The sequence below is a fragment of the Rhizobium sp. BK491 genome (genome assembly GCF_014194925.1).
Classification (GTDB): domain Bacteria; phylum Pseudomonadota; class Alphaproteobacteria; order Rhizobiales; family Rhizobiaceae; genus Rhizobium.
In genome coordinates, this window is record NZ_JACIAR010000003.1 from 663033 (window position 1) to 682912 (window position 19880).

General features: G+C 59.7%; 19 protein-coding genes. 15 read left to right on the top strand and 4 right to left on the bottom strand.

Going from position 1 to position 19880, the window contains the following annotated elements; all coding sequences use genetic code 11:
* Positions 1-26 precede the first annotated feature (26 nt).
* The 11 genes from kdpA to FHX05_RS17560 all read left to right on the top strand — a co-directional run bounded on the left by kdpA (position 27) and on the right by FHX05_RS17560 (position 12662).
* On the top strand, positions 27-1730 hold the full coding sequence (gene kdpA, locus FHX05_RS17510) for a potassium-transporting ATPase subunit KdpA (RefSeq protein WP_183873303.1): 1704 nt from the start codon (positions 27-29) through the stop codon (positions 1728-1730).
* A gap of 27 nt (positions 1731-1757) precedes the next feature.
* The gene (locus FHX05_RS17515; RefSeq protein ID WP_174181040.1) at positions 1758-1919 is read left to right on the top strand and encodes a hypothetical protein; all 162 of its coding nucleotides are present in this window, start codon (positions 1758-1760) and stop codon (positions 1917-1919) included.
* A gap of 48 nt (positions 1920-1967) precedes the next feature.
* Entirely contained in the window at positions 1968-4055 is a 2088-nt protein-coding gene (kdpB, locus tag FHX05_RS17520) for a potassium-transporting ATPase subunit KdpB (protein ID WP_183873305.1), read from the top strand.
* Between the two features lie 12 nt (positions 4056-4067).
* Positions 4068-4673: a K(+)-transporting ATPase subunit C gene (locus FHX05_RS17525; protein WP_183873307.1), complete on the top strand. Its 606-nt coding sequence runs from the start codon at positions 4068-4070 to the stop codon at positions 4671-4673.
* A gap of 59 nt (positions 4674-4732) precedes the next feature.
* On the top strand, positions 4733-7444 hold the full coding sequence (locus FHX05_RS17530; RefSeq protein ID WP_183873309.1) for a sensor histidine kinase KdpD: 2712 nt from the start codon (positions 4733-4735) through the stop codon (positions 7442-7444).
* Complete coding sequence (locus FHX05_RS17535) at positions 7441-8133, top strand: response regulator transcription factor (protein WP_183873311.1); 693 nt, start codon at positions 7441-7443, stop codon at positions 8131-8133. Before FHX05_RS17530 ends, FHX05_RS17535 begins: the two co-directional genes overlap by 4 nt.
* A 99-nt stretch (positions 8134-8232) precedes the next feature.
* Positions 8233-8688, top strand: coding sequence for a PTS sugar transporter subunit IIA (locus FHX05_RS17540; RefSeq protein WP_112337311.1), 456 nt, complete (start codon positions 8233-8235; stop codon positions 8686-8688).
* A gap of 161 nt (positions 8689-8849) precedes the next feature.
* The gene (locus FHX05_RS17545; protein WP_183714050.1) at positions 8850-9878 is read left to right on the top strand and encodes a sulfate ABC transporter substrate-binding protein; all 1029 of its coding nucleotides are present in this window, start codon (positions 8850-8852) and stop codon (positions 9876-9878) included.
* A gap of 6 nt (positions 9879-9884) precedes the next feature.
* Positions 9885-10742 carry a sulfate ABC transporter permease subunit CysT gene (gene cysT / locus FHX05_RS17550; RefSeq protein ID WP_069609968.1) on the top strand — a complete coding sequence of 286 codons (858 nt, stop codon included), beginning with the start codon at positions 9885-9887 and terminating at the stop codon, positions 10740-10742.
* Complete coding sequence (cysW, locus tag FHX05_RS17555) at positions 10732-11604, top strand: sulfate ABC transporter permease subunit CysW (protein ID WP_112337308.1); 873 nt, start codon at positions 10732-10734, stop codon at positions 11602-11604. The genes cysT and cysW overlap by 11 nt, the downstream gene beginning before the upstream one ends.
* 11 nt (positions 11605-11615) lie before the next feature.
* Positions 11616-12662, top strand: coding sequence for a sulfate/molybdate ABC transporter ATP-binding protein (locus FHX05_RS17560; protein WP_183873313.1), 1047 nt, complete (start codon positions 11616-11618; stop codon positions 12660-12662).
* A gap of 3 nt (positions 12663-12665) precedes the next feature.
* On the opposite strand, the gene FHX05_RS17565 is transcribed toward FHX05_RS17560, so the two are convergent.
* The 3 genes from FHX05_RS17565 to FHX05_RS17575 form a co-directional block, all read right to left on the bottom strand.
* Positions 12666-13463 carry an NAD(P)-dependent oxidoreductase gene (locus FHX05_RS17565; protein WP_183873315.1) on the bottom strand — a complete coding sequence of 266 codons (798 nt, stop codon included), beginning with the start codon at positions 13461-13463 and terminating at the stop codon, positions 12666-12668.
* Between the two features lie 102 nt (positions 13464-13565).
* Positions 13566-14408: an endonuclease/exonuclease/phosphatase family protein gene (locus tag FHX05_RS17570; protein ID WP_183873317.1), complete on the bottom strand. Its 843-nt coding sequence runs from the start codon at positions 14406-14408 to the stop codon at positions 13566-13568.
* Positions 14409-14531: 123 nt separating this feature from the next.
* Positions 14532-15995, bottom strand: a complete 1464-nt coding sequence (locus FHX05_RS17575) for a phosphatidylserine/phosphatidylglycerophosphate/cardiolipin synthase family protein (protein WP_183873318.1) — start codon at positions 15993-15995, stop codon at positions 14532-14534.
* A 326-nt stretch (positions 15996-16321) separates the two neighbouring features.
* On the opposite strand from FHX05_RS17575, the gene FHX05_RS17580 reads away from it, so the two are divergent.
* The 4 genes from FHX05_RS17580 (at position 16322) to FHX05_RS17595 (ending at position 18965) form a co-directional block, all read left to right on the top strand.
* Positions 16322-16591 carry a DUF2934 domain-containing protein gene (locus tag FHX05_RS17580; protein ID WP_112337392.1) on the top strand — a complete coding sequence of 90 codons (270 nt, stop codon included), beginning with the start codon at positions 16322-16324 and terminating at the stop codon, positions 16589-16591.
* Between the two features lie 523 nt (positions 16592-17114).
* On the top strand, positions 17115-17429 hold the full coding sequence (locus FHX05_RS17585) for a plasmid stabilization protein (protein WP_183873320.1): 315 nt from the start codon (positions 17115-17117) through the stop codon (positions 17427-17429).
* A 228-nt stretch (positions 17430-17657) separates the two neighbouring features.
* Positions 17658-18395 (top strand): glutathione S-transferase, encoded by a 738-nt coding sequence (locus FHX05_RS17590; protein WP_183873322.1) that lies wholly within the window; start codon positions 17658-17660, stop codon positions 18393-18395.
* Positions 18396-18398: 3 nt separating this feature from the next.
* The gene (locus FHX05_RS17595) at positions 18399-18965 is read left to right on the top strand and encodes an isoprenylcysteine carboxylmethyltransferase family protein (protein ID WP_183873324.1); all 567 of its coding nucleotides are present in this window, start codon (positions 18399-18401) and stop codon (positions 18963-18965) included.
* A gap of 2 nt (positions 18966-18967) precedes the next feature.
* Here FHX05_RS17595 and ligD read toward each other — a convergent pair whose 3' ends face one another.
* On the bottom strand, positions 18968-19855 hold the full coding sequence (gene ligD / locus FHX05_RS17600) for a non-homologous end-joining DNA ligase (RefSeq protein WP_183873325.1): 888 nt from the start codon (positions 19853-19855) through the stop codon (positions 18968-18970).
* Between the last annotated feature and the right edge of the window lie 25 nt (positions 19856-19880).

Genomic DNA, 19880 nt, shown 5'->3' on the forward strand with positions numbered 1-19880 from the left:
GGCGCTGGATAGGGAAAGTTACCTCCATGACCTTCAACGGATGGCTTCAGATCCTCATTTACATCGGGATCCTTCTCCTGCTCGTCAAACCGCTCGGCGGTTACATGACACGTGTCTTTACCGGCGAGCGCACCTTCCTCTCTTTCGTCCTCCGTCCTGTGGAACGGGGGCTTTATCGTTTGGCCGGCACGGATGAGCGCGAAGAGCAGCACTGGACGACCTATTCGGTCTCCATGCTGCTGTTTAGCCTTGCCAGCTTCCTCGCGCTCTACGCGCTGCAGCGCCTGCAGGGCAGCTTGCCGTATAACCCGGCCGGCATGACCGCTGTCGGACCTGAACTATCCTTCAATACGGCGGCCAGCTTCGTCACCAACACCAATTGGCAGAACTACGGCGGCGAAAGCACGATGTCCTATCTCGTGCAGATGGCCGGCCTGACGGTGCAGAACTTCGTTTCCGCGGCAACCGGCATTGCGATTGCCATTGCATTGATCCGTGCTTTCGCACGTGCCTCGGGCAAGGCGATCGGCAACTTCTGGGTCGATATGGTTCGCGCGACGCTCTACGTCCTCTTGCCGATCTGCATCGTTCTAACGCTGGCCTTCGTCTACCTCGGCGTGCCTCAGACGCTTGGCCCCTATGTTGACGCGACGACGCTCGAAGGCGCCAAGCAGACGATTGCCGTCGGTCCCGTCGCCTCGCAGCTCGCCATCAAGATGCTTGGCACGAACGGCGGCGGCTTCTTCAATGCCAACTCGGCACATCCGTTCGAAAACCCCGATGCCATCTCCAACTTCATCCAGATGCTGGCGATCTTCGCCATCGGTGCTGCGCTGACGAACGTCTTCGGCCGTATGGTCGGCAGCCAGCGTCAGGGCTGGGCGATCCTGGCAGCAATGGGAACGCTCTTCATCGCTGGCGTCATCGTCACCTACTGGGCCGAAGCAGCAGGCAATCCGCTTGTTCATGCGCTCGGTGTCCAGGGCGGCAATATGGAAGGCAAGGAAGTGCGCTTCGGGCTTGCCGCGTCCTCGCTCTTCGCAGTCATCACCACGGCGGCATCCTGTGGCGCAGTCAATGGCATGTTGGGCAGCTTTACGGCGATCGGCGGCATGATCCCGCTTATCAACCTGCAGCTCGGCGAGGTCATCGTCGGCGGCGTCGGCGCCGGCTTCTACGGCATCCTGATGTTCGTCATCATTGCGATCTTCGTTGCCGGCCTCATGGTTGGGCGCACGCCGGAATATCTCGGCAAGAAGATCGAGGCCAAGGAAGTAAAGATGGCCATGCTTGCCGTGCTTTGCCTTCCCTTCGGGATGCTGATCTTTACCGCGATCTCCGCAGTATTGCCGTCAGCAGTCGCCGCTATCGGCAATGCGGGCCCGCATGGCTTCTCGGAAATCCTCTATGCCTACAGCTCCGCGGCAGCCAATAACGGCTCGGCCTTTGCCGGTCTTTCCGCCAATACCCCCTGGTACAACACCACGCTCGGTATCGTCATGCTGATCGGCCGCTTCCTGGTCATCGTTCCGGCCCTCGCAATCGCCGGGTCGCTGATCGCAAAGAAGACGGTTCCTGCCTCGGCCGGGACCTTCCCGACGGATGGCCCGCTCTTCGTCGGCCTGCTGGTCGGTACGATCCTCATCGTCGGTGGCCTCACCTTCTTCCCGGCGCTGGCACTCGGACCGATCGTCGAACATCTCGCGATGATCGCAGGCCAGACCTTCTAAGGCGAGACCCTCTAAGGAATGACGGCCATGAGCCAACCGCTTCTAGGCAAGCTTAGAAAAGTCATCGATCCGCGTCCCTTCGATAGGGGGCGCGGCCCGGCCGGAACAACCTGTGCTTCCGATGCCATTTTGCTGGCGATGGCTGCACTGTTCCTCGGCCTTGTCGTCTTCGGATTTTTGATCGGCTGATCGGCAGCGTTCCGATCTGACGTTTTCCTCTTCACGCTGGAGCCTCTTATGAGCCAGTTAAAATCAGCGAGTATTCTGGATTCTCGCATCCTCGTTCCGGCGATCGGCGCTTCGTTCACGAAGTTGAACCCACGCACCCTCGCCAAGAACCCCGTCATGTTCGTCGTTGCCGTCGTGTCGATGCTGACGACCGTTCTCTTCCTGCGCGACCTTATCACCGGCGGCGGCAATCTCGCCTTCTCGCTGCAGATTAATATCTGGCTTTGGTTCACGGTATTGTTCGCGAACTTCGCCGAAGCCGTCGCCGAAGGCCGCGGCAAGGCGCAAGCGGACTCGCTGCGCAAGTCGCGCACGGAGACCCAGGCGAAGCTGCTCGTCGGCAACAGCCGCACCGACTACAAGATGGTGCCCGGCACCAGCCTCAAGGTCGGTGACGTCGTTCTGGTGGAAGCCGGCGATATCATCCCGTCGGACGGCGAAGTCATCGAAGGCGTGGCCTCGGTCAACGAAGCCGCAATTACCGGTGAATCCGCCCCCGTCATTCGCGAATCGGGTGGCGACCGTTCGGCTGTGACGGGCGGTACGCAGGTTCTCTCGGATGAGATCCGCGTGCGCATCACGGCCGCTGCAGGCTCGACCTTCATCGACCGTATGATCGCGCTGGTCGAAGGCGCCGAGCGTCAGAAGACGCCGAACGAAATCGCGCTCAACATCCTGCTGGCCGGCATGACGCTGATCTTCGTTCTCGCGACCGTCACCATCCCGAGCTTTGCCGCCTATGCCGGCGGTTCGATACAGACGGTCGTGCTCGTCGCCCTCTTCGTGACCCTGATCCCGACCACCATCGGCGCGCTACTGTCGGCGATCGGTATTGCCGGCATGGACCGCCTGGTGCGCTTCAACGTGCTTGCCATGTCCGGCCGCGCCGTCGAAGCCGCCGGCGACGTCGATACGCTGCTCCTCGACAAGACCGGCACGATCACGCTTGGCAACCGTCAGGCAACCGCCTTCCGTCCGGTCCGGGGTGTCAGCGAGCAGGATCTCGCCGATGCCGCGCAGCTTGCCTCGCTGGCCGACGAAACGCCCGAGGGGCGCTCGATCGTCGTGCTTGCCAAGGAGAAATATGCGATCCGCGGCCGCGACATGACGAGCCTGAAGGCGACCTTCGTGCCCTTCACTGCACAGACCCGCATGAGCGGTGTCGATCTCGACGGCTCCTCGATCCGCAAGGGTGCCGTCGATGCTGTCGTGGCTTATGTCGAAGGTGCAGCCAATGGTGCGACGGAAGGTACAGCCGTCATCTCGCGCACATCCAGCGAAATGCTGCGTGAGCTGCAAACGATCGCCGACGAGATCGCCAAGGCCGGCGGTACGCCGCTCGCCGTTGCCCGGGACGGCCGTCTTCTCGGGGTTATCCATCTCAAGGATATCGTCAAGGGCGGCATTCGTGAGCGTTTTGCGGAACTGCGCCGCATGGGCATCCGCACGGTCATGATCACCGGCGATAACCCGCTGACGGCCGCCGCCATTGCCGCAGAAGCCGGTGTCGACGACTTTCTCGCCCAGGCGACGCCTGAGATGAAGCTGGCGCTGATGCGCCAGGAGCAGGCGCAAGGCAAGCTGGTCGCCATGTGCGGCGACGGCACGAACGATGCGCCGGCACTCGCCCAGGCCGATGTCGGCGTTGCCATGAACACCGGTACGGTCGCTGCCCGCGAGGCCGGCAACATGGTCGACCTCGACAGCGATCCGACGAAGCTCATCGAGATCGTCGAGATCGGCAAGCAGCTGCTGATGACGCGCGGCGCACTGACGACCTTCTCCATCGCCAACGATATTGCGAAGTATTTCGCCATTATCCCGGCGATGTTCATTGCCTTCTATCCGCAGCTGAAGATGCTCAATGTCATGGGGCTTGCAACGCCGCAAAGCGCCATCCTCTCGGCCATCATCTTCAACGCGCTCATCATCGTCGCACTGATCCCGCTGTCACTGAAGGGTGTCCGCTACCGGCCGATCGGCGCCGGCGCGCTGCTCAGCCGCAATCTGCTGATCTACGGCCTCGGCGGCATCATCGTTCCCTTCATCGGCATCAAGGCCATCGATATGGCGATCACCGCCATCGGCCTTGTCTAAGGAGTTTCTCTCATGTTGAAACAAATCAGACCTGCGATCGTCATGATCGTCGCCACGACCGTCCTGACCGGCCTTGCCTATCCGCTTGCCATGACCGGTGTCGCCCAGGCGCTCTTTCCCCATCAGGCCAATGGCAGCCTGGTGGAGAAGGACGGTAAGGTGATCGGCTCCAGCCTTATCGGCCAGAATTTTACGGCGGATAAATATTTCCACGGTCGTCCCTCGGCCACGACCGGCGCCGATCCGAATGACGCGACCAAATCGGTTTCCGCACCCTATAATGCCGCCAATTCCGGTGGTTCCAATCTCGGTCCGACCAATTCGGCTCTGATGACACGCATCAAGGGCGATGCCGCAACGCTGCAGGCCCAGAATCCGAACGTGCCGGTTCCGATCGACATGGTGACCACATCGGGCAGCGGTCTCGACCCGGACATCTCGCCCGAAGATGCCTATTTCCAAGTGCCGCGTGTCGCCAAGGCCCGCAACATGGATGAGGCCAAGGTCAAGTCGCTTGTCGATGCTGCCATAGAGCCGCGAGAGCTCGGCGTTCTCGGCGAGCCTGTGGTCAATGTGCTGGCATTGAACCAGGCGCTTGATGCTTCTATGACTCAATAAGTTGAAGAGGTTGAGACGGTTCGCGCCGTCTCAATCTTATCAGGAAAGACAACCAGCGAATGGCAGACGACAGTCGCGACATGCTGAGCAGGCCTTCTCCCGATGCGCTTCTCGAAAAGGCGCGGGCCGAGACACGCGGACGATTGAAGGTCTTCCTGGGTGCGGCGCCGGGCGTCGGCAAGACCTATGAGATGCTGATGTCGGGCAGGGCGAAGATCGCCGACGGCGTCGATGTTGTGATCGGCGTCGTCGAGACACACGGTCGCCGAGAGACACAGGCCCTGCTCGAAGGGTTCGAGATCGTTCCGCGCGTCAATGTGGAATACAAGGGCAGGGCGCTCGAGGAGATGGATCTCGATGCCATCCTGAAGCGCCGCCCCGACCTGGTGCTGGTCGACGAACTTGCTCATACCAATGCGCACGGCAGCCGCCACCCGAAGCGCTATCTCGATGTCAAGGAGCTTCTCGACCGTGGGATCGATGTCTACACGACGTTGAACATCCAGCATGTCGAAAGCCTGAATGACGTCGTCTCGCAGATCACCCGCATTCGTGTGCGCGAGACGGTGCCGGATTCCATCATCGACATGGCCGATGATGTCGAGATCATCGATCTGACGCCGGATGATCTCATCAAGCGGTTGCATGACGGCAAGGTCTACGTCTCGAAGACGGCAGAGCGGGCGCTGACCAACTATTTCACCCCGGGCAATCTGACGGCATTGCGTGAGCTGGCGCTGCGACGCACCGCCCAGCGCGTCGACGACCAGCTCCTGACCCATATGCAGGCGCACGCGATCCAAGGGCCTTGGGCTGCCGGCGAGCGCGTACTTGTTTCCATCGATCATCACCCGCGCTCGGCGGCGCTGGTCCGCTATGCCGCACGCATGGCCGCGCGCCTGCGGGCTCCCTGGGCCGCCGTCTATGTCGAGACCAACCGCTCGATCAGTTTGAGCGAGGCGCAGCGCGACACGATTGCCGCGACGCTCAGGCTCGCCGAACAGCTCGGCGGTGAAGCAATCACGCTGCCGGGTCGAGAGGTGGCGGAGGAGCTGCTTCGTCATTCTGCGAGTAACAATGTGACCCATATCGTCATCGGTTCGCCGAAAATCGGCTCCTGGCGTGATTGGTCTCGCCGCTCAGTTTCCTATGATCTCATCCGCAGAGCCGGGGACATTAGCGTTCATGTCATTTCCGGTAGCGAAGCGGATGGCGAGGCTGCAAGGCGTGGCGTCAAAGTGGCGCCTTCGCCGCCGCCCTTCCAGCTTCGTGGTTATGTCCTGGCAACGCTCTATGTCGCTATCGCGCTCGGTTTCTGCGTCATCCTTGATCAGGTGCTGGATGTGCGAAATCTCGCGCTCGTCTTCTTGATGGCGGTGCTGGCCAGCGCAGTCACGCAAGGCCTGCGCCCGGCGCTTTATTCCTGTATTCTCGGTGCGCTTGCCTTCAACTTCTTCTTCCTGCCGCCGCGCTACACGCTGACGATCAGCGATCCGGAAAGCGTGCTTGCCTTCTTCTTCTTCCTTGGTGTCGCGGTCATTGCGAGCAATTTGACGGCGACGGTGCAGCGCCAGGCGGCGGCGGCGCGCCAACGGGCGCGAACGACGGAAGACCTCTATCTCTTCTCCAAGAAGCTTGCCGGCACCGGCACGCTCGACGATGTTCTCTGGGCGACCGCCTTTCAGCTGGCTTCGATGTTGAAGCTGCGTGTCGTGCTGCTTCTTCCAGAACATGGCACCATCGCCGTCAAGGCCGGCTATCCGCCCGACGATACGCTCGACGATGCCGATATCGCAGCGGCGCGCTGGGCCTGGGAGCACAATCACGCCGCCGGCCGTGGCGCCGATACCTTGCCGGGGGCTAAACGTCTTTACGTTCCGCTCCGCACGGGCCGAACCGCTGTCGGCGTCATCGGCCTCGATAGCGACCGCCGCGATGGCCCGCTTCTGACGCCGGAACAGCAGCGATTGCTTGATGCGCTCGCCGATCAGGCCGCACTTGCCATCGAGCGCGTCCAGCTGGTGGCCGATGTCGACCGGGCTAAACTCGCCGTCGAGGCGGATCGGCTGCGCTCCGCGCTGCTGACATCCATCTCCCATGACCTCAAGACGCCGCTCGCCGCCATCCTTGGGGCAGCAGGCACCTTGCGCGATTATCTGGAGAGCCTGCCGCATGAAGATCGGGTCGACCTCCTGTCGACCGTCATCGACGAATCCGAACGACTCAACCGCTTCATCGCCAATCTCCTCGATATGACCAAGATCGAGTCCGGTGCGATGGAGCCGAACTATGCCTTGCACTATGCCGGCGATATCGTCGGCAGCGCGCTGCGGCGGGCGGAAAAAATCCTGACGCATCACCGTGTCGACGTGCAGATGCCCGTCGATCTGCCGATGGTGAAGGTCGATCCGGTGCTGTTCGAGCAGGTGCTGTTCAACCTGCTCGACAATGCCGCCAAATATGCGCCGGAAGGATCGGCCATTCGGCTGGAGGCCTGGTCCGATATCGACAACATCGTCTTCCGGATAATGGACGAAGGACCGGGTATTCCGCCCACCGACCTCGAGCGCGTCTTCGATACATTCTACCGCGTACGCAAGGGCGATCAGGTGCGCGCCGGAACCGGTCTTGGCCTGTCCATCTGCCGCGGTTTCATCGAGGCGATGGGCGGCACGATTGCCGCCGGTAACAGAACGGATCGGCAGGGAGCGGTCTTCACCATCCGCCTGCCGAAACCAACAGATGTTCCGAAGCTGGATGAATTGAAATGAACACTACCGCCGTCAAGATTCTCGTTGTCGATGATGAGCCCCCGATCCGCAAGTTGCTGCGCGTCGGTCTTGGTGCCCAGGGCTACGTCGTCAACGAGGCACAGAGTGCCGCATCGGCTCGGGTATCGGTCGCCGAGGATCAACCCGATCTGATCGTGCTCGATCTCGGCTTGCCCGACAAATCCGGCCAGGACCTGCTTTCGGAATGGCGTGAGGATGGGGTGCAGATTCCGGTGGTCATTCTGTCGAGCCGCACCGATGAAGCTGGTATCGTCAAGGCGCTCGAGAGCGGCGCAGATGATTATGTGACCAAGCCTTTCGGCGTCAACGAGCTTGCTGCCCGTATCCGTGTGGCGCTGCGCCATCGCCTGCAGCAGCAGGGTGAAAAGGCGATTTTCCAGACCGGCGGCCTTTCCATCGATCTCGTCAAGCGCATCGTCAAGGTCGATGGTAGGGAGATCAAGCTGTCGCCGAAGGAATACGACATCCTGCGAGTGCTCGCCCAGCATGCCGGCAAGGTCCTGACGCATCAGTTTCTGCTGAAGCAGATCTGGGGGCCGGCGGCCGATGTACAGTATCTGCGCGTCTATGTGCGTCAGCTCCGGCAGAAGATCGAAGAAATCCCGGATCAGCCACGGTATATCACCACCGAAACAGGCGTCGGCTACCGGCTGCGCGAGCCGGATTGAGGCGGCGGAGATCTCGAGCCCATTATCGAGGCGATTTGGCCTCGGACTTGTGGCGATGAATGCCATTTCAGAATTTATTGCCGGACCTTGAGTGCGACCATGGACCTTTCCACGATCATTCTTCCCGAACATGTCTTTGTCGGCGTCTCCACTCCGACGAAATGGCGGGCATTGCAGATGCTGTCGTCGAAGGCAGCCCATTGCTTTGGCCTGGACGAGGCAGTGGTCCTGCGGGCGCTGGAGACGCGCGAAAAATTGGGCACGACGGGGATCGGCAATGGCGTTGCGGTTCCGCATGCCGCCATCGCTGCCATGACGAGGCCTCGGGGACTGATGGTGCATTTTGCACATCCCGTCGATTTCGAAGCCATCGACGACGTGCCGACGGAATGGGCTTTCGTGCTGTTGTTCGGAGAGGGCGGTCGGAGCGACTATCTGAACGTGCTTGCCGCGATAGCGAGGCGTTTGCGCACGGAAGGCGTTCTGACGGCGATGCGGCAGACAAAGAGCGCTGACGAACTCTATTCCGTCTTTATGTCCGACACAATTTGCTGACGACGCACTCGTTGCGCGTCTGATGTCATTCGGGAATGTGATTTCACTTTTGTGGATTCTATGGGATGCTGTTCTCCACGGTTGCCGAAAACGGGAACTGTCTTCGTTACTTTATACGACCAAGTTGGTAGGGTTTAAGGACAAACGAAGGGGGTGTATTCATGCAGACGATAAAGCTTTCACGGCTTCTCGCCACGGCAGTTCTGATCGGCAGTTTCTCGATCGCGTCCGTCGCGCCGACCTGGGCGGCGGACAAGACGCTTCTTAATGTTTCCTACGATCCGACCCGCGAACTCTATAAGGACTTCAACACGGCCTTTGCTGCCAAGTGGAAGAAGGACACGGGTGAAACCATCAATATCAAGGCTTCGCATGGCGGTTCCGGCGCGCAGGCCCGCTCGGTTATCGACGGTCTCGATGCCGATGTCGTGACGCTCGCCCTTGAAGGCGATATCGATGCGATCGCCAAGGCGACGCACAAGATCCCCACGGACTGGAAGACCAAGTTCCCGAACAATTCCGTTCCCTATACCTCCACCATTGTTTTCCTGGTGCGCAAAGGCAATCCCAAGGGCATCAAGGACTGGGGGGATCTGGTCAAGGACGGCGTCGAAGTCATCACGCCGAACCCGAAGACATCGGGTGGTGCCCGCTGGAACATTCTGGCGGCCTGGGCCTGGGCCAAGCAGGCCAATGGCGGCGACGATACCAAGGCGCAGGACTATGTCGGGCAGCTCCTGAAGCATGTCCCGGTCCTCGACACCGGAGCGCGCGGGGCGACGACGACCTTTGTGCAGCGTGGTCTTGGTGATGTGCTGCTCGCCTGGGAAAACGAAGCCTATCTCTCGCTCGACGAGCTCGGCCCCGATAAATTCGAGATCGTAACACCATCCGTTTCGATCCGCGCCGATCCCCCGGTTGCCGTTGTCGACGGCAATGTCGACACCAAGGGCACGCGCAAAGTCGCGGAAGCATACCTGAACTACCTGTACTCGGATGAAGGTCAGAAGATCGCTGCGAAGCACTATTACCGGCCGATCAAGCCGGAAGCAGCCGATCCGAAGGATGTCGCTCGTTTCCCGTCCCTGAAGCTCGCAACTATTGACGACTTCGGCGGATGGTCTCAAGCTCAGCCGAAATTCTTCGCTGACGGGGGCGTCTTCGATCAGATCTATAAGCCGGGACAATAAGACTGAATGCATTCTATAACCCGCAAACGGTGGCGGTTACGGCAGCCGAGCGTCATTCCGGGATTCGGATTGGCGCTCGGCGTTACCTTGGCTTGGCTCATCTTCATCGTTCTCATTCCGCTGTCGGGACTGCTCTGGAAGAGCAGCGCGCTCGGCTGGCAGAATTTCTGGGCCCTTGCGCTTGACGTGCGCACGCTCTATGCGCTGCGCATGAGCTTCGGCGGCGCCTTCATCGCGGCGCTCGTCAATGCCGTGCTCGGACTTATCCTGGCTTGGGTGCTCGTGCGCTATCGCTTTCCGGGCAAGCGCATCCTGGATGCCATGGTTGATCTGCCGTTCGCCCTGCCGACGGCAGTCGCCGGTATTGCCCTGACGACGCTCTACGCGCCGAATGGCTGGATTGGGCAGTTCCTGACGCCACTCGGCATCAAGATCGCGTTCACTCCGGTCGGTATTGTCATTGCATTGATTTTCGTCGGCTTGCCGTTCGTGGTGCGCACCGCGCAGCCCGTCATGGAAGAGATCGACCGCGAGGTCGAGGAAGCGGCAGCGACCCTCGGCGCGTCGCGTTTCCAGACTATAACCCGCGTGCTCTTGCCAGGTCTTGCGCCGGCGGCGCTGACGGGGTTTGCATTGGCATTCGCGCGCGCGGCCGGCGAATACGGATCGGTCATCTTCATCGCCGGCAACAAGCCCTATGTTTCAGAAATCGCGCCGCTGCTCATCGTCATTCGCCTGGAGGAGTATAATTATTCCGCAGCGACGGCGATCGCGACAGTGATGCTGTTCATTTCCTTCACCATGCTTTTGATCATCAATCTCATCCAGTCCTGGAGCAGAAGGAGATATGGCTATGGCGCATGATCTTTCTGCATCAGTCGAAACCGATCATTCCGTCATCACCGAAAGCCGGCTTGCGCGCATCGTCTTCATATTGATCTCGCTCGCGTTCCTGACGCTGATGGTGCTTCTGCCTCTCGCTGCCGTTTTCGTCGAGGCATTCCGCAAAGGGATCGAGACTTTCTTCGAAGCCTTGGTTGACGAGGAAACCTTCGCGGCGATCCGGCTGACATTGATCGTTGCAGGTATCAGTGTGCCGTTGAACCTCGTCTGCGGCATTGCTGCCGCCTGGGCGATCGCCAAATTCGAATTCAAGGGCAAGGCCTTACTGACGACGCTGATCGATCTGCCATTCTCGGTGTCGCCGGTCATATCGGGCCTGGTCTTTGTGCTGTTGTTCAATTCGAACAGCATATTCGGCCCTTGGCTGCAGAGCCACGGTATTCAGATCCTGTTTGCGGTTCCTGGGCTGGTCCTGGCGACGATGTTCGTCACCTTTCCCTTCGTCGCGCGCGAACTGATCCCGCTGATGCAGGAGCAGGGCAGCGCAGACGAGGAGGCAGCACTTTCGCTTGGAGCGAATGGCTGGCAGACATTCTGGTACGTCACGCTGCCGAACATCAAATGGGGTCTGCTTTACGGCGTCCTGCTCTGCAATGCCCGCGCCATGGGTGAGTTCGGCGCCGTTTCGGTCGTCTCCGGCCACATTCGCGGCGAAACAAATACCATGCCGCTGCAGGTCGAGATTCTCTATAACGAATATAATTTCTCTGGGGCCTTTGCCGTTGCTACGCTCCTGGCTCTGCTTGCCCTCGTCACATTGATACTGAAGACGCTGCTGGAAATGCGCTATAGCGAAGAGATCGCAGCCAGCCGGCGTCACTGAAGGAATTTTTGATGGAAGTTCGCGTTCAAAACCTGCGTAAGGAATTCGGTCGCTTTCCCGCATTGCATGACGTGTCCCTGGATATCCGCTCGAGCGAACTGATCGCGCTTCTCGGGCCATCCGGCTCTGGCAAGACGACGCTGCTGCGCCTGATTGCCGGGCTGGAAACGCCCACGGAAGGCAAGATTTTCTTCGGCGAGGATGATGCTTCGTCGAAGACCGTGCAGCAGCGCAACATCGGCTTCGTGTTTCAGCATTATGCGCTGTTCAGGCACATGACCGTGCTCGACAATATCTCCTTCGGCCTGAAGGTTCGCTCTGCATCGCGGCGCCCGCCGCGCGATGAAATCCGCCGCCGTGCAACGGAGCTGCTAGAACTGGTGCAGCTAAATGGCCTGGAGAAGCGTTATCCAACGCAGCTTTCAGGCGGCCAGCGGCAGCGTGTTGCGCTGGCGCGGGCCATGGCTGTGGAGCCGAATGTCCTGCTTCTCGACGAGCCCTTCGGCGCACTCGATGCGCAGGTGCGCAAGGACCTGCGCAAATGGCTGCGCGAGATTCACGACCGCACCGGCCACACCACCGTTTTCGTGACCCATGACCAGGAAGAAGCGCTGGAGCTCGCCGATCGCGTCGTCGTGCTCAATAAGGGCGCGATTGAGCAGGTCGGCACGCCGGACGAGATCTACGACACGCCGAACTCGCCTTTCGTCTATGGATTCATCGGTCAATCCAATCGCCTCAAGGTGCGCATCACCAGCGGCGAGATTTGGTTCGAGGACAAGCCGCTGGGGCTCAGCACGCCGCATGAGCCCGATGGCGAAGCCTATCTCTATTTCCGACCCCACGATATCGAGATTCGCGACGGCGATAGCGGCGCGATTGCGGGTTTGCTCGTTGCCAGCAGGCGCGTGGCAGGTACCCGCCATCTCGAGATCAACATCGGTGCCGAGCACGATCCTATGGAGATCGAACTGCCGCCGAACAAGGCGGACGCATTGGACCGCAACCGCATCGCCTTCAGGCCGACCCGTTGGAAGCTCTTTCGCAACGGCGTCTGACGATCAGTCCTCGGGGTGAGCGGCAGAAACGAAGCCGCCGCCCTGATAGACGATTGCGGGATCGTTTGGATCCTCAGTGGGCGTTCTCGACAGAATTTCGGCCCGCCACGGCGCTGCGCTATCGCGCGGCTTCCAGCCGAGGAAAGCTGCGTTGCTGTTGTCCCACCATTGTTCGTCATTGTCCGAGACGCCGTAGACGATCGTGTGGCCGAGACGCGGGGCGTTGAAGGCGCAATCGCACAGCGAGACGAAATCCCTGATGCTGAACCAGGTGGCGAGCATGCGCGTATTGCGCGGCTCCGGGAAGCACGAACCAATACGCACCGAAAGCGTTTCCTGGCCGAACTTGTCGAAGTAGAGGCTGGCGACAGCCTCGCCGAATACTTTTGAGACGCCATAGAGCGAGTCCGGCCGTGTCGGCACCTTGTTGTCGATCCGCTCGTCGCGATGGTAGAAGCCGATCGTGTGATTGGAGCTTGCAAAAACGATGCGCGGCTTGCCGGCGGCGCGCGCTGCTTCATAAAGATTGTAGAGGCCGACGATGTTGCCTTGAAGGATCAGATCGAATGGCTTCTCGACCGAAATGCCGCCGAGATGGATGATCCCGTCCGCGCCCTTGACCATTGCCTCGACGCCGCCACGGTCGGCGAGATCGCAAGCGACGAAACGCTCGTTCGGACGCAAGTCGCTTATCGGCGAGAGATCGGATAAAACGACATTCTCGGCAATTTGCGACAGAAGCGGCCTGATCGCCTGCCCGACGCCACCGGCGGCGCCAGTCAGCAACAAAGTCTTCAGCATGGATTGTCTCCCGGATCGGTCAATTGCGGGCAGCCTATAAGATGGTCCTTCGCCCGTCATCACATATATCGGTGGGATCAACACGAAGCATGTCGATAACGTCTAGGCTGTCTGTGGATGCCGCTGAGCGTCGTTGTCGAACGTTTCGAGACTGACGACCGCCTTGATGGGCAGATGATCCGACGCCATGCGCGCCAGTGGTGAGTCGTGCACTTCGACCGAGGAGATCATGCCGCGGCGATTTGCCATGATGCGATCGAGCGCCAGGAGTGGCAGCGTCGAGGGAAAGCTCGGAACAGCAGGCGGAAGCGGGCCGAAGGCGGCCTGGAAAGTATTGAGCGATGAGCGGTCGCCCAGCCGCCATTCATTGAGATCGCCCAGCAGGATGGTCGGTATCTCGCTGCCGTCGTTCATGAGGTCGACGATCAGACGCGTCTGCTGCGCACGAGAACGATGCAGCAGGCCGAGGTGCGCGGCAATGATTCTGAGGCTTCCGCCGCGCGCCAATTCCAGTTCGGCAATGAGTGCGCCGCGCGGCTCCAGCCCGGGCAGATTGATCTGATGGACATCGCGAACCGTGCCCTGCTTGAAAAGCACGACATTGCCATGCCAGCCATGGGCCTTGGTGACGCCGGTGATCGGCACCGGAATAAGCCCCGTCTCGCGCTCGAGGCGGCGCAGATCAAGGATACCCGTGCGTTCCCCGAAACGGGTGTCGGCTTCCTGCAAGCCGATGATATCGGCATCGATTTCATGAATGACGCGACTGGTGCGTTCCGGATCGAAGCGACGGTCGGCGCCGACGCATTTGTGGACATTGTACGAGGCGATCAATGTGCCTTCCGGTCGGTCCACCTGGCCGCCAGCCGGCTTGGGGCGCGATTTCTTGCGGTTCTTCAGGCTTTCCAGAATGCTCGCACGGAGGCTTTCTTTCTTCTTTCGCATCTATCCGTCGACCGTTCCTTGATCAGACCATGTCGGGCACATGGAAGGGAGTATAAGAAGCGATCGTTGGCCTTGTCATGTAAAAAGGCTGCGACCAGGCCAGATTGTTCGGTTAAGCCAGCGTCAGAGATAAGGCGAACCGAGCCAAAGCACCTTTTCGACAAGTCTGACGACGAAGGGCCGCGCCCGAAGCTTTTCGAGATCGACCGGATGCGCCGTTTCGAGGATTGCGCCGATATGCGCATCGATCGTGCCGGCAAAGCCGCGATCGAGCACCTCGAGATCCACCTCGAAATTGAGCCTCAGCGAGCGCGGATCGAGATTGGAAGAGCCGACATAGGCCCAGATGCCGTCGATAGCCAAAAGCTTGGAATGGTTGAAAGCGCCTTCGGCGCGCCAGATGCGGCAATAATTCTTCAGCATCTGGTCGAATTGCGCCGTCATGGCTCGGTCGACGAGCACGAGATTATTGGCTGTCGGCACGACGATATCGACCTCGACGCCGCGCCGGGCTGCTGTCACTAGAGCGCTGATCAATTCTCGATCGGGCAGGAAATAAGGCGACATGATGCGGATGGATTTGCGCGCCACCGACAGCGCACCAATCAGCATCTTATGATTGGTCTCGACGCTGCGATCCGGGCCGGAGGCGACGACCCGCATAAAGACGGGGGCACCCGGCTCGTTGGAAGGGGCGGCAATTCGCCACTCCGGGGCGTTCAGGACCTCGCCCGTGGTAAAGCGCCAGTCTTCGGCTGCCGTATTGAAGAGATCGGCGATTGCCGGTCCTGTGACGCAGAAATGCATGTCGCGGGCGCAGTGATCGCGAGCGAATTCGCGCGTAAAACCCTGGCGTATGTTCATGCCGCCGGTAAAGGCAATTCGCCCGTCGATGCTGAGGATCTTACGGTGGGTGCGCAGATTGGCGTAGGGCAACCGGAGGCCGATGATGACATTGCCGTTGAAGACGTCGACCTGAACGCCGCCCTGGCGCAGATAACCCATGATACTCGGCACGGAATAGCGGGCGCCGACGGCATCGATCAGCACGCGGACGCTGACGCCGCGTTTGGTCGCGCCAATCAGGGCATCGGCGATGCGAAGGCCGATCGGATCGCGATCGAAAATATAGGTTTCCATCAGGATGCTGCGTTCGGCGCCATCGATTGCGGCTTTCATCGCGGCATAGGCGACATCGCCGTTCGTCAGCATCTCGATCGTATTGCCGGTGCTCATCGTGTAACGGACGACCCGGTCGCCGAGCGTCTTCATCGAGCCGAAACGTTCGCCGAAGAGCCGCCGCACCTCGCCGTCATCCGCGTCGAAGCTGGAGAGCTCGCCATTCGCATCCTTGCGAAAGAGCGCATCTCGCTGCGAGCTGAGGGAGGCCCGGCGGATTCGATTGATGCCGGCGACAGCATAGAGGACGGCACCGATGATGGGGGACAGGATGATGACGCCGACCCAGCCGATCGCGGCGCGGACATCCTCTTTGGTCATGGCTGCATGGATTGCAGCGGCGGCCCCCATCGCGATGGAAAGGACGGCGAGAATTTGGCCCCAATGGGCGGCCACGAGGTCGATCATGATGCAAGTATATCCTTGCGCGCAAAAGCTGCAATGAGCCGGCTTGCGGTCATCAGAAGGCTATCGGTGCGAAAATTCATCCTATTAGATAATTTTAATTGAACCCCGTTGTCACCGCCTTCATAGTTAGGGTGCTTCGGCTGCTTCGCTACCGTCCCCCACGGTAAATCTGTCTTTCGTTTGAAGCGCCACTGCGGTTCGAGAGTCGAGACCGAAGAAGGCTTGACCTAGTGTCTTGACTGCTCGGGGGAGGCGTAAAGCCCGCATTTCAAGAACGGGCATTGTTCATCAAAACCATGTTCAATGATGCGAACGGAGAACAGCAGATGTTGGAACCTCGGGACGAATGGATCAAGAAACGCGCATACGCCATATGGGAAGAGGAAGGTCATCCTTCGGGACGCGACGCCGAGCACTGGGCGCAGGCGAGCAGCGAGCGTATTGCGCTTGAAAAGACTGTAGCAAACGGCAGCGCGATCGATATCAAGCCAAAGGCGAAGCGCAAGACGGCGGTCGCTGCGGCGGCTGTTGCCGAGGAGAAGTCGGCCAAACCCGCGAAGAAAACGCCGAAGAAGGCTGTAGCGCCGAAGGTGTAAGGCGTGTCGGTCTCAAGAGTGTGGCGGAGACAGGAGCGGCCTGTTGGCAACGGCAGGCCCCCTCTCTTTCAAAAGACAGTGGCCGGCGGAATATTTGCAATAATTCCGGTGATTTGGCTCTCCGGCGCGACATAGTTGTCACACATCGATGCTACGAATTGCGAAGGGAGCTTAGCAATGGGTCGTAGCGACATCGATGATAGGGAAATGACTGTTGCCGCAATCGTTGCGGCGTGCTGCATTGCCTGTTTCGCCAATGGGTTTGGAGCGATGCGATGACATCTCTCCTTATATTGACCGCGCTCTATCTGCTGGCCGCCTTGGTCCTGATTTTGATCATCGATCGTTCAGTCGGCATCTTTTTCCCGGCTTCTGCCAAGCAATCTGCCGCCGCACGGCATGATCGGCGCTTCCGAATGCTTCCAGCCAATCTGCTGTCCAGTAATCGCAATTCGCCCGGGCGGATCTCGGAACCTTTTCTCTGACGACGGGTTGGTTTTTCGTCCTAACAAGGAGAAAGATCATGCCCCGAGGAGACAAATCGGCCTATACGGACAAACAGAAGCGCAAGGCTGAGCATATCGAGGAAGGATATGAAGACCGCGGCGTTTCCAATGAGGAGGCGGAGCGGCGTGCCTGGGCGACGGTCAATAAGGAAAGCGGCGGCGGCAAGAAATCCGGCTCCGGTCGCGGCCATTCCGAAAATCACGAATCGTCCGAAAAGGGCGGCAGGATAGGCGGACGCGCTGCTGCCAAGCGACCGGCTTCTGAGCGTTCCGCCTCTGCCAGGAAGGCGGCGGCGACGCGTAAACGCCACGAGCATAATGCGCGCAGCTAGCCTCCCCGTTGGAGGTCTCGCCGGACCTTTTTCACAGGCCGAAGATGACATTCACAGGGCTTCTGGCGCATATGTGTAGCCCATACCGTCGGTCGCCACTTATCTTCTTCTGTACCATCGGCGCTAAATTGTAGGCTTGCGATGCGCCGATGGTGACGGGGACGAGAATATGCCCGTCGCTACGACTGCCGCGGCTGACGTTTTCAATTCTCGGGAGTGAAAAACCGCATGGCTTACGAACTCTATTATTGGGATGGCATTCAGGGGCGCGGCGAATTCGTTCGGCTGGCGCTGGAGGAGGCGGGTGCGGAGTATGTCGATGTTTGTCGCGGACCGGCAGCCAAGGGGCAGGGAACGCCCGCCATGTTCGCCGTCATGGGCGGAAAATCCGACTTCGATCTTCCGTTTGCGCCGCCATTTCTGAAGGACGGTGATCTGATTATTCCGCATGTGGCGAATATCCTGATGTATCTCGGGCCGAAACTAGGTCTGGCATCGAGGGACGAAGGAAAGCGCCACGTGTTGAACGGCCTGCAGTTGACCATCACCGATCTCGTCGCCGAGGTACACGACACGCATCACCCGATCGCAACGTCGAAATATTACGAGGACCAGAAGCAAGAGGCCAAAGCGCGCGCTGCAGAATTCATCGAAAACCGCATTCCCAAGTTTCTCGGCTATTTCGAGAAAGTGCTTCAGCAAAACCCCGAAGGATCGAACCATATCTTCGGCGGCGAATTGACCTATGTCGATCTATCGCTGTTCCAGGTCTATGAGGGATTGCACTATGCCTTCCCGCGCGCGACAAAGCATTTTGAGCGCGATTATCCGCATCTGACTGCGCTGCACGCAGCTGTCATGAAACGGCCCAACATTGCTCGCTATCTTCAATCTGATCGCCGCATTCCCTTCAATGAGAACGGCATTTTCCGGCACTATCCGGAACTGGACAAAGATGTGGCCTGAGCGATGCTGCTTTATCAATTCATTCCTGCATGCTGGATCATCTGGTTGTTGATCTGGCTTTTCGCCTCGTTCGGCGTCAAGAAGAGCGTGCGGCAGGAGGATCCGTGGTCGCGGCTCGGCAATACCGCGCCGATCTGGATCGGCGCCTTCCTGCTTTCAATCGATCCATCGTGGTTCGGCCCCTTACGATATCGTATCATTCCGCAAGACCCTACATCTTATGCAATCGGTGCTGCTTTGACCTTCATCGGTCTGATCTTCGCCGTCTGGGCGCGCTATCACATCGGCAGAAACTGGAGCGGCGTGATTACCCTCAAGGAGGATCACGCGCTCGTACGCTCCGGTCCCTATGCGCTCGTTCGGCATCCGATCTATTCCGGCCTACTGCTTGCCATCATCGGCTCGGCAATTGCGCGAGGCGACATCGCGGCGGCCCTGGCCATCGTCGCCGTTCTCTATGTCGTGCTGCGCCGTGTGCAGATCGAGGAAAGCTGGATGAGCGAGACCTTCGGCTCGGCGTATGCCGACTATAAGGCCAGCACGCCGGCGCTGGTCCCGTTTCTCGTGTAGCGTCAGACTTTGAGCGGCGATGCCGCCTTGAAAAAATCTGCCCAAAGATCGGCGCTCGAGTGGCCGAGGCGCGATGCCGCATTCTTGACCGTAAAGGAAGCAGGCCCGATCGTGTCGTCCAATTCTTCCCAATTGACTGGCATCGAAACGGCCGCGCCCTTTCTGGCGCGTGTCGAATAGGGTGCCACGGCGGTATTGCCGCGGCCGTTGCGCAGATAGTCGATGAAGATGTGACCAGCTCGTTTCGCCTTGCTGGCGACCGACAAATATGTCTGCGGACTATCGGCGCTCATGGCATGGGCGATCGCTTCGGCAGCATCTTTGATATCAGGCCAGGTCGCCTGCGGTTTGACGGATGCGACCACATGCAGGCCCTTGCCGCCAGAGGTTTTGACGAAGGAGGTTAGGCCCAGGGCAGCGAACCGCTCCCTGATCTCTTTCGCTGCAGTCACGACCTTGCTCCATGCGATATCCTCGCCGGGATCGAGGTCCATGATGATCATGTCGGGCTTTTCCCAATGATCGATCGTGGTGCCCCAGGGATGTATCTCCAGGGCGGCTGATTGGACGAGCGCAGCAAGCCCGTCGAAACTCTCGATCTTCAAAAGTTTCGCAGCGTCTTTGTCTTCAGGATCGGCGATTTCGGTGATGTGATGATTGATGCCTTTCCAGGCGTGTTTCTGGAAGAAGCGTGGCCCGTCGATACCATCGGGGCAGCGCAAGAGGGCGAGGGGGCGATTGATGACGAATGGCGACATGCGCTCCCACGCCAGGGCATAATATTCGAGAAGATCATGCTTGGTAATATTATCGTCGGGCCAATAGACCCGCTCCGGATGGGTCAATTCCACCGACGTCTCGATGCCGTCATGAGTGGGCGTCTTTGCCATCTGCATGCGCTCCATCTTCCTCGAC

Bases quoted from the DNA above. Each gene is read 5' to 3' on its own strand.
- kdpA (WP_183873303.1), top strand. From the start codon at position 27: ATGACCTTCAACGGATGGCTTCAGATCCTCATTTACATCGGGATCCTT.
- FHX05_RS17515 (WP_174181040.1), top strand. From the start codon at position 1,758: ATGAGCCAACCGCTTCTAGGCAAGCTTAGAAAAGTCATCGATCCGCGT.
- kdpB (WP_183873305.1), top strand. From the start codon at position 1,968: ATGAGCCAGTTAAAATCAGCGAGTATTCTGGATTCTCGCATCCTCGTT.
- FHX05_RS17525 (WP_183873307.1), top strand. From the start codon at position 4,068: ATGTTGAAACAAATCAGACCTGCGATCGTCATGATCGTCGCCACGACC.
- FHX05_RS17530 (WP_183873309.1), top strand. From the start codon at position 4,733: ATGGCAGACGACAGTCGCGACATGCTGAGCAGGCCTTCTCCCGATGCG.
- FHX05_RS17535 (WP_183873311.1), top strand. From the start codon at position 7,441: ATGAACACTACCGCCGTCAAGATTCTCGTTGTCGATGATGAGCCCCCG.
- FHX05_RS17540 (WP_112337311.1), top strand. From the start codon at position 8,233: ATGGACCTTTCCACGATCATTCTTCCCGAACATGTCTTTGTCGGCGTC.
- FHX05_RS17545 (WP_183714050.1), top strand. From the start codon at position 8,850: ATGCAGACGATAAAGCTTTCACGGCTTCTCGCCACGGCAGTTCTGATC.
- cysT (WP_069609968.1), top strand. From the start codon at position 9,885: ATGCATTCTATAACCCGCAAACGGTGGCGGTTACGGCAGCCGAGCGTC.
- cysW (WP_112337308.1), top strand. From the start codon at position 10,732: ATGGCGCATGATCTTTCTGCATCAGTCGAAACCGATCATTCCGTCATC.
- FHX05_RS17560 (WP_183873313.1), top strand. From the start codon at position 11,616: ATGGAAGTTCGCGTTCAAAACCTGCGTAAGGAATTCGGTCGCTTTCCC.
- FHX05_RS17565 (WP_183873315.1), bottom strand. From the start codon at position 13,463: ATGCTGAAGACTTTGTTGCTGACTGGCGCCGCCGGTGGCGTCGGGCAG.
- FHX05_RS17570 (WP_183873317.1), bottom strand. From the start codon at position 14,408: ATGCGAAAGAAGAAAGAAAGCCTCCGTGCGAGCATTCTGGAAAGCCTG.
- FHX05_RS17575 (WP_183873318.1), bottom strand. From the start codon at position 15,995: ATGATCGACCTCGTGGCCGCCCATTGGGGCCAAATTCTCGCCGTCCTT.
- FHX05_RS17580 (WP_112337392.1), top strand. From the start codon at position 16,322: ATGTTGGAACCTCGGGACGAATGGATCAAGAAACGCGCATACGCCATA.
- FHX05_RS17585 (WP_183873320.1), top strand. From the start codon at position 17,115: ATGCCCCGAGGAGACAAATCGGCCTATACGGACAAACAGAAGCGCAAG.
- FHX05_RS17590 (WP_183873322.1), top strand. From the start codon at position 17,658: ATGGCTTACGAACTCTATTATTGGGATGGCATTCAGGGGCGCGGCGAA.
- FHX05_RS17595 (WP_183873324.1), top strand. From the start codon at position 18,399: ATGCTGCTTTATCAATTCATTCCTGCATGCTGGATCATCTGGTTGTTG.
- ligD (WP_183873325.1), bottom strand. From the start codon at position 19,855: ATGGCAAAGACGCCCACTCATGACGGCATCGAGACGTCGGTGGAATTG.